The sequence below is a fragment of the Leptospira perolatii genome, from assembly GCF_002811875.1.
Taxonomy (GTDB): Bacteria; Spirochaetota; Leptospiria; order Leptospirales; family Leptospiraceae; genus Leptospira_B; species Leptospira_B perolatii.
In genome coordinates this window covers 184,804-200,718 of record NZ_NPDZ01000001.1, presented here as the reverse complement: position 1 = coordinate 200,718, position 15,915 = coordinate 184,804, and the positions used below count along the sequence as shown (strand labels likewise).

At 40.8% G+C, this 15,915-nt stretch carries 13 protein-coding genes and 1 pseudogene; 6 read left to right on the top strand and 8 right to left on the bottom strand.

Going from position 1 to position 15,915, the window contains the following annotated elements; all coding sequences use genetic code 11:
* Positions 1-18: 18 nt before the first annotated feature.
* Genes CH373_RS18860 through yihA form a run of 3 tightly spaced genes read left to right on the top strand, consistent with a single transcriptional unit; the run spans position 19 to position 1,974 of the window.
* A complete protein-coding gene (locus CH373_RS18860; protein ID WP_100712061.1) occupies positions 19-336 on the top strand; it encodes a PP-loop family protein in 318 nt (105 codons plus the stop codon).
* 14 nt (positions 337-350) lie between these two features.
* Positions 351-1,286 (top strand): PP-loop family protein, encoded by a 936-nt coding sequence (locus tag CH373_RS00945; RefSeq protein ID WP_100712060.1) that lies wholly within the window; start codon positions 351-353, stop codon positions 1,284-1,286.
* Positions 1,287-1,299: 13 nt separating this feature from the next.
* Positions 1,300-1,974, top strand: a complete 675-nt coding sequence (yihA, locus tag CH373_RS00940) for a ribosome biogenesis GTP-binding protein YihA/YsxC (protein ID WP_423789749.1) — start codon at positions 1,300-1,302, stop codon at positions 1,972-1,974.
* 2 nt (positions 1,975-1,976) lie between these two features.
* Here yihA and CH373_RS00935 read toward each other — a convergent pair whose 3' ends face one another.
* From CH373_RS00935 to CH373_RS00925, 3 genes are all read right to left on the bottom strand, one after another.
* The gene (locus tag CH373_RS00935) at positions 1,977-2,675 is read right to left on the bottom strand and encodes a hypothetical protein (protein WP_100712059.1); all 699 of its coding nucleotides are present in this window, start codon (positions 2,673-2,675) and stop codon (positions 1,977-1,979) included.
* 75 nt (positions 2,676-2,750) lie between these two features.
* Positions 2,751-3,107 carry a PilZ domain-containing protein gene (locus CH373_RS00930; protein WP_100712058.1) on the bottom strand — a complete coding sequence of 119 codons (357 nt, stop codon included), beginning with the start codon at positions 3,105-3,107 and terminating at the stop codon, positions 2,751-2,753.
* A 138-nt stretch (positions 3,108-3,245) separates the two neighbouring features.
* Positions 3,246-4,184, bottom strand: coding sequence for an MBL fold metallo-hydrolase (locus CH373_RS00925; RefSeq protein ID WP_100712057.1), 939 nt, complete (start codon positions 4,182-4,184; stop codon positions 3,246-3,248).
* Between the two features lie 49 nt (positions 4,185-4,233).
* Here CH373_RS00925 and trmB point away from each other — a divergent pair, with 49 nt between their 5' ends.
* A complete protein-coding gene (gene trmB, locus CH373_RS00920; RefSeq protein WP_100712056.1) occupies positions 4,234-4,896 on the top strand; it encodes a tRNA (guanine(46)-N(7))-methyltransferase TrmB in 663 nt (220 codons plus the stop codon).
* On the opposite strand, the gene CH373_RS00915 is transcribed toward trmB, so the two are convergent.
* The 5 genes from CH373_RS00915 to rsgA form a co-directional block, all read right to left on the bottom strand.
* Positions 4,885-8,481, bottom strand: a complete 3,597-nt coding sequence (locus CH373_RS00915; RefSeq protein ID WP_100712055.1) for a tetratricopeptide repeat protein — start codon at positions 8,479-8,481, stop codon at positions 4,885-4,887. The two genes, trmB and CH373_RS00915, sit on opposite strands and share 12 nt — an antisense overlap.
* Entirely contained in the window at positions 8,478-10,100 is a 1,623-nt protein-coding gene (locus CH373_RS00910) for an LIC10124 family lipoprotein (RefSeq protein WP_100712054.1), read from the bottom strand. Before CH373_RS00910 ends, CH373_RS00915 begins: the two co-directional genes overlap by 4 nt.
* A 199-nt stretch (positions 10,101-10,299) precedes the next feature.
* Complete coding sequence (locus CH373_RS00905) at positions 10,300-11,223, bottom strand: FecR family protein (RefSeq protein WP_100712053.1); 924 nt, start codon at positions 11,221-11,223, stop codon at positions 10,300-10,302.
* Positions 11,224-11,422: 199 nt separating this feature from the next.
* On the bottom strand, positions 11,423-12,736 hold the full coding sequence (locus tag CH373_RS00900; protein WP_100712052.1) for a hypothetical protein: 1,314 nt from the start codon (positions 12,734-12,736) through the stop codon (positions 11,423-11,425).
* Entirely contained in the window at positions 12,733-13,689 is a 957-nt protein-coding gene (rsgA, locus tag CH373_RS00895; protein WP_100712051.1) for a ribosome small subunit-dependent GTPase A, read from the bottom strand. Before rsgA ends, CH373_RS00900 begins: the two co-directional genes overlap by 4 nt.
* A 27-nt stretch (positions 13,690-13,716) precedes the next feature.
* On the opposite strand from rsgA, the gene CH373_RS00890 reads away from it, so the two are divergent.
* Positions 13,717-15,525, top strand: coding sequence for a sensor histidine kinase (locus CH373_RS00890; protein ID WP_100712050.1), 1,809 nt, complete (start codon positions 13,717-13,719; stop codon positions 15,523-15,525).
* A pseudogene (locus CH373_RS00885) lies at positions 15,522-15,893 on the top strand (MGMT family protein); the annotation flags it as partial. The gene CH373_RS00890 and the pseudogene CH373_RS00885, both read left to right, overlap by 4 nt.
* Positions 15,894-15,915: the final 22 nt, after the last annotated feature.

Genomic DNA, 15,915 nt, shown 5'->3' with positions numbered 1-15,915 from the left:
CGATCAACCTTAGCATCGATGAGTAAAGATATCCAAATCATCTTTTCCCAGATCTGGGAAATGTTAAAAGAATACGAAGATCTGGTAACCAAAAGTCCCGCCATCATCGCATACTCAGGCGGAAAAGATTCCACCTTAATTGTTCACTTCTATTTATGGATGAAAGAACAGGATCTTTTGCAAAAAGACCCAATCCTTTATCACTTAGATCATTCTATCAGAAGCAACCAAATTCAGGAAGACCAGATTCGTAATCACATGGAATCTTTCGAGCTTCCAAGTATATTTAAAAAAAAAACGTACCACTCTTTTCCAAAAAGTCAGGGTATAGCTTAGAAGAATCAGGAAGAATTCTTCGTTATAAAGATTTAGACAAGTTAGCTTCTAAATTCAAAGGATATATCGTTACCGGACATCACCAAGAAGATTATCTTGAGACGCTTTTAGTTCAGTTAATCAGAGGTGCTGGGTTGAACTCTTTAAAGACCTTGGGCCCCTTTGAAAACAATCGCTTTCGACCTCTTGTTTTAGTACCAAATCCTATCCGCCTTGCACTATTGCAAAATTCTGACTGGGAAATTTTTGAAGATGAATCGAACGATTCAGAAGATTACCTCAGAAATCGACTTCGGAAAAAGGTGCTTCCTATCTTATTAGAAGAAGGCGCAAATCCGGAAAAAATTTATAGGAATTTTCATGAACTCGAATCCCCTAGAACTTCACATCGAGCATTAAACGAACAGCATAAGACCGGAGAGGAACAGATTCGCAGAATATCGAGACAAGTATTGGAATCCGAATCCAGTTCGATTTGTAAATATATCATAGATACTCATTTAAAAAGTCTCGGATTACATCCGATAAGTACAAATTTTCTAAAAGATCTAATCGCAAAAATTGATTCCCGCTCCGCCTTTTCGCTCGAAAACAAAGAATCCTGGTTTTGGAAAAGTGTGTCTTCCGATCTATACATTCTTCCAAAATACGGACTTTTTTTCAAAGAGTCTGAATTTGACCAAGTTAGAGGATTTTTGAAATGGAATGGAAAAACAAAGAGAATTCCCTCGGGTTGTACGACCGCTACAATCCAGGAAGGAGATAAAATCTTTGTTGGCGGAATCCATAGGGAAGTTACAGAGCTCCTTAGAGAGAGGGAGATTCCAGTCCCGATCCGAAAAATGCTACCCATTCTAAAACGGGGAACGAAAACTGTTTTGGTTTGCCTTCGAATGTGGGATGCACGAGCAGAAGATATCTGCTCTGATGATTTCCGAGTACCCGGTTAAGCAGGGAGGGAGAATGTTGGAAGAGGTCCAAGAAAAGAAACCCGATCCATTCTTTCGTGAAGTTCGCTTTGTTTCTTCTTATGCGGAAGCTGTCAAAGTGCCATCCCGTGGTATTCCACATTTAGCTTTCGCAGGTAGATCCAATTCCGGTAAATCAAGTTTATTAAATGCAATCGTAGAAAGAAAATCCTTAGCAAAGGTTTCTTCGGTACCCGGCAAAACAAAGCTCCTAAACTTTTTCTTAGTATCTAAATCCTTATATTTAGTAGATCTACCTGGATTCGGATTTTCTCAGATCTCCCATAAAGAGCATGAGCAGATGATGCAACTCCTTATGGATTATCTGAATAGCGCCAAGGATTTGAAGTGTTTGTTTCTATTGTCAGATGCCCAGAGAGAGCTTCCAGAAGAAGAGTTGGAACTGATCGGCACTTGTTTTGAAAAAGGGATAAAACCGGTTCTAGTAAGAACTAAGATAGATAAACTGAATCAAAGCGAGCTATCTAAGTTACGCAAGAAAATGAAAAATATCCAACAGCTCTATCCTATGCTCGATGTGGTATTTGTCTCTCCGAAATCGGGCAAAGGATTAACCGAACTACGTAAGATTATCGAAGTGATGATGAAAACCCTGATCATACCTGTGGTAGAAGAAGAACCGCCGATGCCAGAGGAAGCGCAAGGATAATATTAAGCGAAAGCTTCGATCAAATTGCCTACAGTGTGCAGGTCTTCAGGAGAATGCATAAGGTCTGCGATCTTCAGCTGCTTTTCCGAAAGTTTTTTTAAAGACTCTAAGGTTTCTTTCATCAGAAGTTTTAACTTTTCCTGACTAAGCTCCATTTCCAATTTCCGTTTTTTCTCAATCAATAGAGCTTGCTTATGAAAATCTTCATCCGCGGAGTTTTCAGAGTCATCCGTCTTGGAAGCTTTATAAATATGATTCAGTTCTAGGTCCAACCTGCGGAGCTCGGAGAGTATTTCCCATTCTTTTTCGGATAATGTATTTGAGCGGTTTTGTTTGTTCACAGAAGCTGAATTGGATTCCACCCTTTCCCTTTGAGCGGAGCTAGGAGCATCATTTTTTTCTAAATCTGTTTGCTTGGTTTGATTTTCTTTTTTGACAGTAACTGCCTTAGTTTCTCCTGAAACAGCGACTAGTTTTCCATTTCTCATTTCGTAATGAATGGAAACATCTATCGATCTAACGTCTGCATTATCTCTTGCGGCCTCGTTTTTGAATTCGGCCACATGTCCTAGTTCGTGGGAAATAACATGTAAAATAGAACTTGATTCAGTAGAGCTTTCAAGCTGCCCATGGCCTATGTAATGTACAGACCTATCTCTGTACATATCCAAAGACGCGTTATGTGGAGCTCCTACGTTCATCCTAATTATAGTGTCGGCGACGTATCTGCTCAGTTTAGCTCAGCGGAAAAAATTATACAAATGATAGGAAATTTTTTATCTGCAAGTAGCTATCTTATTCAAGATCTCCAGAATCGCAGCATCCGTCATGTCATGAAAGATCAATGCATAACGCTTGCCTTCATCCACCTGGTTCATTCGAATCACTTCGCCTAGCAGCTCACATTGGAACATTGGTGACATAATTCTGATTTTTTCACCGAGGCTCCATTCTTCATCCGAAAGTACGGAAGCCCCCATCATCGATATATCCAACAATACTCCTTCTCTCCACTCACTCTGTCCGAAGAAACGCACCGGATTATCCTTCCTAAATCTTTTATAAAATCTTTTATCAGAAAGGAGCTCGGGTCGACTTTCGGAGTCATGTTCCCCGATTTCTTGCTTTTGCATAGCCCGGTGAGTTTACACCCGCAGTGAAAGAATGAAAACGAATTTTCTAAAAAAATGAAAACCTAATATTGAATTTCGATTCGATAAAGATTTTTAAGATAATTCAACCTTAAAGTGCAACCTAGATAAAAACAGATTCTATAGTTGGAACGTATCTAATTCTCTTGCTAGGTGAATCTTCGGCAAACGCGCGTTTTGCTTTTCTTTTTGGAAGATTTTAGAAATTTCCTCATCTGCGTGATCAGGCTCATGGTGAGTAAGAACGAGCAATTCTACTTCGAAGATTTCGCCGCATCTAACTGCATTTTTGCCAGATGTATGCCCCCAACCAACTTTCTTGGGTGCTTCTTCGCTGCTATATTGTGCATCGATAACAAGGAGATCGGTCTTGCCGAATCTTGCTCGCAATTCTTTGATTTCTTCCAGATCCTCTTCCTGCACTTCAACATCCGTGCAGAATAAGAAGCTCTTTCCGTTCTCTTCAAATCTGTAGCCTGTGCAATTGCCTGGATGTCTTAAAAGAAATGGAGTCACCTTCAAACTGCCAATTTGGACAGTCTTATCTCTCTCAAGAACATGAAAGGTTTTTTGAGACGCCATTGAATCCAGAGTAATCGGGAAATTCTCCGGATGTTGCTGTCTTTCAAATCTTTCCTTTAGATTTTGGATCGTAGAATAGAATTCAATTTTTACCGTCGGGATATAGCCCGGTTTGAAAAACGGCCATCCTTGGATATGGTCCCAGTGCGTATGAGTGACTAATACATTCACTGTCCCATTTTTTGCAATTCCTTGGTCCAATAAATCGTTACCCAATAACCTCATTCCAGAACCACAATCGATTACATAACGATCGCCAGCGTCTGACTCTACATACACGCAAGTAGTGTTACCGCCCACTGGACTACTCAAATTGGGATCTAATTCGCTGATAAACTTAGATACAGAAAAATTCCCGTTGTGCTTTTTAAACTCTTCACTTGCTGCGAGTAGAACTTTTTCTAGTTTATTTCTGTATTCAAGCCCTGGCAAGGGAGTTGGAAGAGATCCTCTGACGCCGTATAATTTTATTTTCACTGTACTATTTTAGACAATTAAGGGATTTGGTATTTTCTAACAAACGGCCATGGAAGAGGATTTTCGACAAAAACAATGGTCTATTGCTGGGGGAATACCTTTTGACTCCAATTATTTCCTTCGGATAAAGCAGGACTGTAAATTAAAAAAAACGGATCTATTTGATGCTGAATTCGGGACATATTACCTCGAATTAGGCTCTGGTTGGGGAGAAGTAGCAATAGAGTTAGCCAGAGAAAACCCGAGCACAGGTTTTATCCTGATGGAAAAGAAATTCGATAGGATGAGAAAGACTATTCGAAATTTGGAAAAGAAAGGGCTGAATAACGTAAGGATACTTTCGGTAAATTTTAATTGGTTTTTAGAAGATATTTTTGAAAAAGAGATCTTTGATGAAATTCTACTCAACTTCCCGGATCCATGGCCCAAAAAAAGACATCACAAGCATAGAACGGTAAATTCAAGATTTCTAGAGTCTATCTTATATCTACTTACACCACAGGGTAGATTTCGATTCGCTACTGATTACGGACCGTACGCCCGAAGAGTGATCCATTTATTCAGAAATGATAAGCGCTTTGAACCGATCGGGGGCGAATACGAACTGCATCGATCCAACTTCCCGATCTCTCATTTCGAGCGAGTAAAACAAGCTTCCGGTTCTAGAATCTATTACCTTCTGAGAAAAAAGGCAGAGAGCTCAGCGATATAGCAGAGAATAGACAGCTGCGTTTTCATCGGAGAGAGTGTACTTCCACACTACTTTACCATCTTTGGCATAGTGAATCGCCGTCTTATCTTTGAACAAGACAATGCAATCTCCTTGTTTGCCTGGTAGTAATCCTTCGATGGATTTGCTTTCTACGACGATGCTAGAAGCGCCAGAAGATCCGGCTTCCAAACTTAAGATCTTATCTTTCCCAGCGAACCAAAGTGAATTGCCTCTAACAGAAAAAAGACTGATCTCTTCTTCCTTCGGTTTAGATTTGGTAACGCTTCCGGAAGCCGAGATATAGAGAATTTCACCCCCGTTTCTGAAAAACGCACCTTCTTCCGTAGACCCGAGAAGTTTTGGATCTTCGCTCGACTTACCTGTCCAAGCGTTATCCGGACTTTCGGAAAAATCCGCATTTACCACTAGAATTTTTGGCTCTTTTGAGGAGTGGCTAATTAGGAAAACCTGACCTTTCTTCGACGCACTCCACGATTTGTAAGTGTAAGGAATACTTTTTGAATCTTCGAGCGTATCCGAATAACTGGTCAGACTTCTTTTTCCGGAAGATTCAGTCTCTACAAGAATTCTATCTCCTGAGACTGCTGCTTTCTTGAATTGGCCGTTTAACTGAATAGAATCAAAAAGTTGACCCGAATTCAAATCATGAGATTCTAAAGATTTGTCTGTAAAAGCGTACACTCTTTTGTCCGCGACAACAGAGCGCAGAGGTTTGGAGGAAGAAATCCTCCAGACTCTAGTCGCTTTATGTTTATCTAATGCTTCTATGGCAGTTCCATAGTTGATCAGCAACAGATCATTGATGATGATCGGAACTCCAATCATTTCTCCACGATTAGGAAAAGGTTGCACAATTACTGGCGTATCATCGTCCATTAGCACCAGACGCTCCGCTTGAGATGAGTACGGTGAATTTGGAAACTTTTCGGCAAGTTCCCTTCCTAATTCTAATGAAAGTCTTTTATATTCAGGAACTCCAGGGTGCTTTAACCTTAGTTCTGCCAAAATTCGAATTCTAGCGTGTATAAACTTTTCGCTCCTTTCCAGGTTCAAGGCTTTAACGATAGCGGCATCCGCAGCCTCTAGATCTCCTCGTTTAAAATGTATATAAGAAATTTGGAAATAAGCATCCGGGAATTCAGGATTTCGTTTGATGATATCTTCAAAAACTACTACGGCCTGATCCAAAAGATTGTCATTGAACAGAACGATCCCAATATTGTACGGAGCCAATTCGTTCTCCGTATCTTGATGCATAGCGCTTTCAAATTCTTCTCTAGCTAACTTAGGGTTTCCGTCATTATAGAGTGCGATTCCCTTTCCAATCCTAGCAGCAGTAAACTCCGGATTCAAAAGCCATGCACGATGAAACGAATCGATTGCATTCGAATATTTTTTTCTCTGCAAATGGATGATTCCAAGTTGGTAATGACTATAATAAGAATCTGGTTTTTTGTCCAAGATCCTCTTAAATCCTTTTTCGGCGTTGTCTATTTCCCCTTTCCTCAACAAGAAAGCGTTAATTGCTTCTTGAGCGACAAGATTCTTGGAGCTCTCCGGGAAGTTCTCTAGAAGAGAGATCCCCTTCTCCTCATTTCCCATTGCCAAATGACATTCAGCAATTTTAATATAAAGGGTAAGCTTTTTGGTCTTTTCATAAGCACTTTGGTAAAGCGGAAGCGCCCTTTCATACGATTTAGAATCGAATAGACGATTCGCTTTTTGGATCAGTGGGATTACTTCGGCGAATTTTTTGTTCTGCTCTACAATCTGTTTCGCTTCAGCGATTTCAGGAAGATCCTTTGTAAGCTTGTCCGCCTTTTGGAGCCAAGAAGAGGCTAGGTCATAACGAGCCTTCTCGTTTTCGTCCAGCGCGATTTTGTAATATAAGGAAGCCAGGCGAAACAAAACAGCGTCATGGTTGGGGAATTTTTTTAACAGGCCCTTGTACAAACCCTCGGCCTTTTCGTACTCTTTTCTGTCTTCATATGTTCTACCGAGTACAATTCCGGAAGTGGGGTCGTTACCTGTGAGACTTTCCAATTCCTTCGTATATTGGGCTACTTTAGAATGATTTTTCTGACCCGAATATAGACGGATCAATCCTTGCAGCGCAGGAATATTTCCTTTTTGGATGCTTAAAGCTTTTAAGAAGTTCTGTTCGGATGATTTGATCTCTCCCGAAATTTGGTACATCCTACCAAACGCAGTATAAACTCCCGGATCATCTGGATCCTTTGCCTTCGCCTTATCATAAAAAGGTTTGGCTGCTTTCGTGTTTCCCTTTCTAAGGAAAACGTCTCCTTCATGGATCATCTCTGCGGATTCTAAAAACGATTTTGCTTTTTTTACCTCCGCATCTTCTTTCAAGGAATCTAATTCCTTTCTAGCTGTCTTAAATCGATTCTCGGAAGCTAAAAGATATGCCAGATTCAGAACCGGTTCCTTGAAATTTGGATCCAGCTCTTTTGCTCTTGTAAAGGATACGATAGCCTTTTGATTTTCTCCTAAAATTTTCTGATTCAAACCGATCTGGTTGAACAGCGCGCTATTTTTTGGAAATAATGGAATCGATTTTTCTAATACAGAAATCGCCTTAGGATAGTTCCCACCTTTGTTATATGCTGCGGCTAATCCAGAATAAGCTTCCCAGTAATCGCCCTTTATCTTCAGGGAAGATTCGAAAGCTTTTACGGCTCCATCCGCATCTCCTCCTAAAATTTTTGCATTTCCAAGGAATACCCAAGGAGTAGGGTTTTGCGGATCGATTTGCGTAGCTGAAGTAAAATTAGAAATTGCTTCTCTATAGTTCTTTGCACGAAGCGCGCTGTTCCCTTTTTCCAGCAAAGAGGCCACTCTAGTTGCTGAAGCGGAGTGTTTTGCAGAAGATAACTCAGGATCTGCAGCTCTCGCTTTTTCGAAATACTTTTCGGCATCCTCATATTTTTTAAGTTGTACAGCTGTATCTCCCAGCTGCATATAAAGTTGTGCCGGAAATTTAAACTTATCCTCGGGAATTGATTTGAGAGAATCAAAAGCTTCCTCGTATTTTCCCAAGGTCTTGAGTAGAACAGCTTTCTTGAAAGTATAAACAGTAGTGTCTATTTTGGGCAGCTTTTCCAATTTGGAATAGACTTCTAACGCCTCGGAGTTGCTTCCTTGAGAAGCGTAAAGCACGCCCAGTGTTAACAATATTTGTTCGTTCTCGGGATCAGCCTCCGTACCTTTTCTTAAGGCAGTTATCGCATCATCCGTTTTTCCCAATTTAAACTGCGAAGACCCAATCAGATAATAACCTTCAGCAGTTGGATAAATAGCGACCGCTCTATTGCCTTTTTCTAATGAGATTTCAAATTTATGTTTTTGGAATGCAGAGTTTCCTTCGTTTATCAATCTGGAAACCAGCTTCAGTTTTTGACGCGCAATGATATCCTTTTCTAGAATCGCATCCTGCGATTTAGATTCTCTAAAGTCCCGTGAGACGCATGCAGACAGAAATCCAAAAACGGAGAAGACTGTGATGAGATAAGAAATACCTATTACTTTTTTATGAATGAGATTCATTTGTAGCCTCTATAATGGATTTTCAAATCCTTTAATGGAAGTGCTTCGTGGAAATCATCTCCACGAGTCAAAATCGATAGGGTCCAGTTACCTTGAAACGGAATCGGACCTTCCCAAATTCGATTTTGTCCCAGATAAACTTCCAGTTTCTTATCCTTGCTATTCGTCCTAAAAGAAAACGGCCTTCCGTATTCTTTGTCCTCTGTTTTGTATTTAAACGTTCCGATTGATTTGCCATCGGAAGGAAATTTAAATACGTTCACATGATCCTTATTGGCTTCAACTCCGATCGTCAGTCCCTGACAATGAAACGAGAATGCCACTACGCCAGACCCAAATTCTATTGGTGATGAGAAGATGCCAGTTGCCTCCAATTCATCAGCAACCAATGGTAAGGAATAAACTCCGTTCCAACCAGGTGATAAATTCTTCGTTTTTCTAAAGTCAACTTCGGTGGAACTGTGCGAAGAAAATCCACCATCTCCGGAAGCTTTCCAAAACTCTAGATCTCCCAATAAACCCGAAGAAGAATATGGAAGTGCTATTTCCGAAATCTTATCCGGTTGTACTTCTAGATTCCCCTCAAAATATACAAGTGCCTTGTCTACATTTTCTTTAATGAGTTCAATCTGATAGACTCCGGGAGTGAGGTTGCTTCGAAAGAAAGGTGTTTCCCCCTGTTTGAATCCATCGAGTGAAACAGCAAGACCTTCGGGACTACTCACAATTTTAGCAGAGCCAAGAGTCTTGTCGTCTTCCCATTCTTGGTAGAGAGAAATTTTCTTACCGCTTCTTACTTGTATCTTTTTAGTTACCGGTTTTTTCCCCTTTAAGGAAAGTTGAAATTCTTGAACACCTTCCGGAACTTGCAAATCGGTAATCGGAGTATGACCTAATTTTTTATTTTTCCAAATTACATCCGTCTCAGAGGAAGAAGAGCGAATGGTTACTGAACCACTGATCGAAAGATCCAGCGCTTGACTAATCTTTGTTAGCTCCAATTTCTTATCCCAAATAGGAACTATTGCGCTTTTCTGATCTAAAGAGATAATGCTTTCTGGAGTTTTCCAAAAGAAAACTTGGCTCCAAGCTCCTCCGCCGTTTTGTCCTGGAGAAACTTTCTTAAAGGATGTATCAAACTCACCAAAAACAGTTCCATCAATTGGATCCACAAGTTCGTACTTAAAGTCCCAACCGTTTTCTGCATCGCTGACTTTTAAATTCGCAATCGCATCCACCCCGGATTTCTTACATTCGGCCTGCAAAATTTCAGGATTTTCCCAAGCGGATTTTTGAATCTTAACTCTTGTGAATTTTGCCAGGTTCCAAACTAGACCAAGCTCCTGCTCAAAGTAAGTAGCTAGTTTTCCATCTACCGATTTTGGATAATGCACGGGGGAAAAGGCTAGGACCGGCAGAGAATGTCCGTCCTTGCGAATTTTATAATCGGATTCGGATTCTCTGAATATGAAATCGGAGGAAGATTCCGCCAAAGGCTTGTAATACGGCTCCTGAAATACTTTAGGAGGTACATTCACTTTCTCCACACTGGAGCAATTGAATAGTGCGATTGCTATCGAAAGAAGAATCCTTTTACGGTAAGAAAACCATGTTTCCATGACGTAAAAAAATTTCCCACCCATGGTTTTAAGCAAACCTTTTATCAGAAATCTAATTCAATCAGGCTTTAGATTGCGATGCATTTAATAGGCAAAAAAGAAGAAAAGCCCCATTCTACTGTATCGAGAATGAGGCTGGGGGAAAATCGAATCTCCTCAGTAGGTCAGAGAAGATTCTTGGAGTAGAAATTCTAGTTTGTTAAAACGTTTCTTTCGCGTTCAGTTTCAGTTTTTCTTTTTGAATATCCTGCTGAACGTATTTAGTTTCATTTACTTCCTTAGCAGTCTGAGCTACTTCGTCAGCACTTTTGCTAGTTTCACGTCTTTGGAGCTGAGTTCTTGCTTCTTCGATACTGGAAGATTGGCTTAGAATTCTCAATTCTTCGCTCGATGCTTTTAACTCGTCCACGAGTCTATTATATTCAAGAACGTCGTTTTTCTTAAGCACGATTAGGTTCTTCATTTCTTTCAGAGACTCTTCTCTGAGAGGTTGAACCAGTTTATCAGTTAATTTCTGATTTTTCCGGAGGGTCAATTCGCGGTTTTTGCCAAGAATGACTTCCCCTTCTTCACCAGGTTTACTTACTGCAACCGATCCTTCGATCACTGCAAAATTTACAGTACAACTTTCTTGCGCACAGTTAAGTTTGTGTCCGGAAGGGTTTTCCACAGAAGTTAAGAAAGAAGTTCCGCGGACACCTGCAAGTGCAGTCGGTGTAACCACTCTGAAGTCCGAATTTTTGTTCTCTTTCTTGATCATAGTGACGATCTTTCCGTAATTTACGTTTACTTTTACGTCGGAAGAGCCGTCAGTAAGCATAGCGGAAACTGCCACTTCGCTATTTTTAGAAACTTTAATTAAGCCGGTATCTGCAACAATAACTTCAGCGCTACCGTTCTTTCCTGTAATGATTGTGTCTGCCGCAGTGATTGGCTGGCCAAGCTCAGCTTTTTTTTCTCCATCGGCTGATACGATTTTTACATCGCCGAGAACCCAAACAATTTTTGCCGGAGCTTCCGGAATACCTGATTTCACTTGGTCATTACTGTTTTTGGGACTACAAGCAACTAACATTGCGATAGCGACCAAAACAGGAAATAGACGAATTTCTTTCTTTAACATAACACTTTCCCCGCTTAGTACGATTTACCTTGCTCTAGAAAAAACAATCGAACAAGGATTTTTTTCCAAATTTTATTTTGAAGGTACTTTACTCAAGGGTTTCGGCACTTTTTATGCAAAAAATTTCCAAAATAGTTAAGAAATTTCACGCATTTTTGGGATAAATGGCAAAAAGTCAGCTGAGTTTTTGGACCCAATTCTAGGGCTTCTTCTCTTTTTTCGGCTCAGTCTTGCCGATTTCTTCGAGCTCTTCTTCTAATCTACACTTCGGATAATGATCAGCGGGAAGCGAAGAGCCTACCCATCCGAAGGCATCTTGGGAAGAGATTACATGTATATCCCAACCTGGAACGATGTTCGGGCAATCCCAAACTTTGTTTTTACAAAGTACCTGGCTTGCTTTAGGCTTTGGATAGGTCCATGCAGAAGGTGGTTTAAGACATTTCATTTCGACTTCGGCAAGACGGCGCATCCGTTTTACGTTTTCTTCAAATTGTTTGAAAAGATCCACAAGCGGACTGGCCAGTACTTCGTTGAAATATCCTCTGGTTGTATTGTAAGCCAAAAAGTATACGAGCTCTTCCATTACATATTCCTTATCCGTTGCGAAGGAACTTACCGTATGAATATATCTGGAAATTTTTAGAGCCTCGGTTAGTAAATCCCTGATTTGCTCTTCGGATTTTTCTGCAAATCCGGATTCGTCGCTTTCGGTCTCGACAGAATCACTTTCTCCATCGCCTACTATCAAGTCCGAAAAGAAAGTCTCGTCGATCGCCTCCGGTTCCACCTTTTTGGAACCCATAGACGGTAATTCCATGTTATCTTGCAACCCAAGAGGCACATGGTTAGATGCTGCCGCGCATAGTATCTCTGGTAGATCCAGCTTTTGCATAAAATTGGCACAGGCCTGGGCAATTCTTGTCTTTTCGCTATCGCTTGGAAACGGTCTGCTCCAATGATCGGAAGAAATCCGAGCGATATCCATAAATAGCCCGGAAAGAAAAGCATAGCGACGAAACATTTTGTACCGAATCGTATCCGGTATCATCACGATTCCAAGTGCCAACAATCCTAACTCGCAAATATGCCGAAAGAAATTAGGATTCTCTTCGTAAGCCTTGAACAGGGAAAGCATATGTTTTCGATTACTTAATGCGTTCCGAATAATGCCTTTATAGTTAAAGGTTGTTTGCTCGTACATGAATTTCAGAAATTTCTTATCCGTCTGCTTGAGCTGATAAACTACCTTTTCACTTAATTTTGTCTGAATCTGACCCGCGAGCTCTCTTGTGATTTTTGCTTTGAATTTCGGAGTGTACTGGCCTTTAATTTCCTTCAATCGGAATAGCGCAGATTCTTTTACTTGAACTTCTTCTTTTACTAGGATGTTTCCGCTATGATCCTCGATCGGATGCAGGAAACGTAACATATTGCTTGCATTATAATCTCGTGTAAAAGATAACACGTCTTCGATGGAAGAGAATTCAATGGAATTAAGAGTAATTTTCATTTTTTTAAATGATCTCTCCGGGTGACTCTAAATGGGTTTTCTAAACTGGCAAGCATAGATTCGAGGCTCTTCTTTCTTTCAAGCGACATCACAGTTTCTTGATTTAGTAAACTAAGCATCTTGCACCCGGGACCTGCATCGCAACAATCGGGCTCCGAACAGCTTCTTTTGGCCGATTGCAGTTCCGGAAAGCTTTCTAAGATCTGTTCCTTTCTTAAATGTAAAATACCCCATTCTTTGATTCCTGGCGAATCAATTAATCGGATTTCTTGGTTTAGTGTCAAAAGATTCGAGTTCGTGGTGGTATGCTTGCCTTTTCGAGTAGAACTGCTGACTTCCGAAGTTTTTTGGAGCTCCTTACTAGATAAGACGTTTACAAGACTGGATTTTCCGACGCCCGAATTTCCGACTAAGAAGGTCGTCTTCTTTGCTAACTTCTCGATCAAAGTATCAATTCCCTGCTCGGTTTTGCAGGAGACCGCGATTGTATCGTATCCAAGGTCTCGATACACCTGGATTCTCTTTTCGATTTCTTTAGATTCTAGTAAATCGGTTTTGGTAAAAATGATGAGCGCGGGAACTCCGGAGACAAATACTGCCGCCAAACAGCGATCTAGAAATCCGTCTTTGGTTTCGGGATCCTTTACGGAAGCAAGGACCGCAATTTGATCCACATTTGCGCATAGTACCTGCGCATCTCCCTCCTTGCTCTTTCTGAGGATCTGATTTTCTCTATCTAATTTCTCTTCGATCGCCCATTCTCCTCCCGAAATGGTTGCGATCACTTTATCTCCGACCACAAAAGGGTGCCTTTCATCCGCGGCGACCGTTCTAAGTCGTCCTCTCAACACAGCACGAATTCGCCCGTGATCTTTAGAGTGTAATTCATAGAATGCGCCAAACACCCGCGCAATTGTAAAAAACTCCTTTACGTGTTTCGAGCCGCTTGTCATTCTTATGCCTAGTTTTTCGGGCAGCCGATGAAAATCCTACGCAAATTCGGACCCATCCTTAGCTTAATTCTGGCAGCTACACTACTTCAATCCGCTGTAGTTTTTGCCCTGGATTACTTCTCTCTAGGTCAATATCGCACATATGCCATATTATTGAGCCTACCTTTTTCGACCGCGGCTGCAATCTTTCTTTGGATCTTTTTTTCAAGAACCGGTGGTTCCCATTCAGATATTAACAAGATACTTTCGAGGATTTCTCCCAGAGAGCAGGAATATGTAAAATACCTCTCGCTGCTAGATAAATTCAAGAGTGATCTAATCGCTACGAACATTACTCAAACAGTATGTGAGAAAATCATAAATTTCCTTCCTGCGATTACAAATATTAGAAAAGCGAAGATATATCTTTGGAGGGAAGACCAAGGAACTTTCTCACCTCATCCAGCGGAACCGGGAGAAGATCAGTTTTACATTTTTGATCCCTTCCTACTTTGGGTTGCCGAACATGACCGGATCTTCAACGTGGACGAATTTATCGACGACCCGAGATACAATCCAATTCGAGTACATGCGCTTTCCTTTGCGGCAAAAACGAATGCCGAATTACTAGCTCCACTAATTTTAAACAAAAGCTTACTCGGCATGCTGGTTCTTTCTGAAAAGAAAAACAGAGAAAGATATAACTACAGTGAATTGGAAAGACTGAATGAAATTCGGCGTGTCGCGGTGATGTCTCTTTCCAACTCCATATTTTACGAAAGGCTCATAGAGCTAACGGAAACTTTGGAAGAGAAGGTAAAGAACCGAACTCGTGAATTGGAAAATGCACAGTCTCAACTAATTATGGCAGAAAAGATGGCTTCGCTTGGTACGATGGTGGCGGGAATAGCCCACGAAATCAATACGCCAGCAGGTGTCATTAACGGCTCAGCAGAAAATCTGGAATCGAATATGAATTATATCGTAAAAAACATATTCGATATCATGCGATTTGCCCGTAACAAAAAGCTTAGGAATTCCTTCGAGCTGGCTCTCCTTTATGTGCTACGTGAGCGGAAAAAATTCGAACCGATGGAATCTAAAGACAAGTTCCGAGTAAAGAAGGAAGTAAAAGAAGAGATGGAGAAGCTAGGTATTTCCTCTGAGCTTTCATCGGAAGTCTCTTCGTTTATCATCGAGAATAATGTACTAGAGGTGAGAAAGTATATTTACGAAGTAATCCTGCAAGGCCAAATGAAAGGGTATCACATGCTGAAGAATGCTTCGAACACCAATCGAAATATTCGAAATATTAAATATTCTATTAAGAATATCGTTAGAATCGTCAAGGCCTTGAAATACTATTCGCATTTAGATCAGAGTAAATCCTTTACCAGCGCGGATATTTTGGAAGGAATCGAAAACACTTTGATCATCATGAATAACCAGTTAAAATATGGAATCGAGGTTAGTAAAAAATTCTCTCAGATTCCTCATGTAATTTGCAATCCAGACGAATTGAATCAAGTTTGGACCAATCTCATCCAAAATGCAAATCAAGCACTGCATGGCAGCGGTTTGATTGAAATATCTGTATATCCTGCAAAAGACAAAGTAATTGTAGAGATTATGGATAATGGCCCCGGAATTCCGAATGGAATTAAGGACAGAGTCTGGGATCCTTTTTTTACTACGAAGGACCAAGGCGAAGGCTCAGGTCTTGGATTAGGTATCGTGAAAGGTATTATTGAAAAGCATAAAGGCAAAATTTCTTTTGAATCCAAACCTGGCCGAACTGTTTTTAAAGTGGAGCTGCCGCTTAGACCGCCTGAATCAAATTCCGAACTCCATCTATGAAGCAAAAGGCTAAGAGCCAAAGAACTCATTTGGCGCGATCGGCAAAAAAGAAAGCGACTCCTGAAAGTTTTTACGATAAAGTATATGCCGTCGTAAAAAAGATTCCAATAGGCAAAGTAACGAGTTACGGTAGAATTGCAGCTCTACTCGGGACTCCTCGCGCTGCAAGGGCGGTCGGCTACGCTTTGAACGCATTAGAAAAATCGCAAGTACAATCCGTTCCCTGGCAAAGAGTCATTAATGGTCAGGGTTTGATCTCCTTTAGAGGAGACTCAAGGAGGGCGATTTTACAAAGAAAACTGCTGGAAGCTGAAAAAGTGAAATTTGATTCTAACGGTTCCGTAGACTTTGAAAAATACGGTTGGCCTTAGTTCTACAATTTTTGTCACA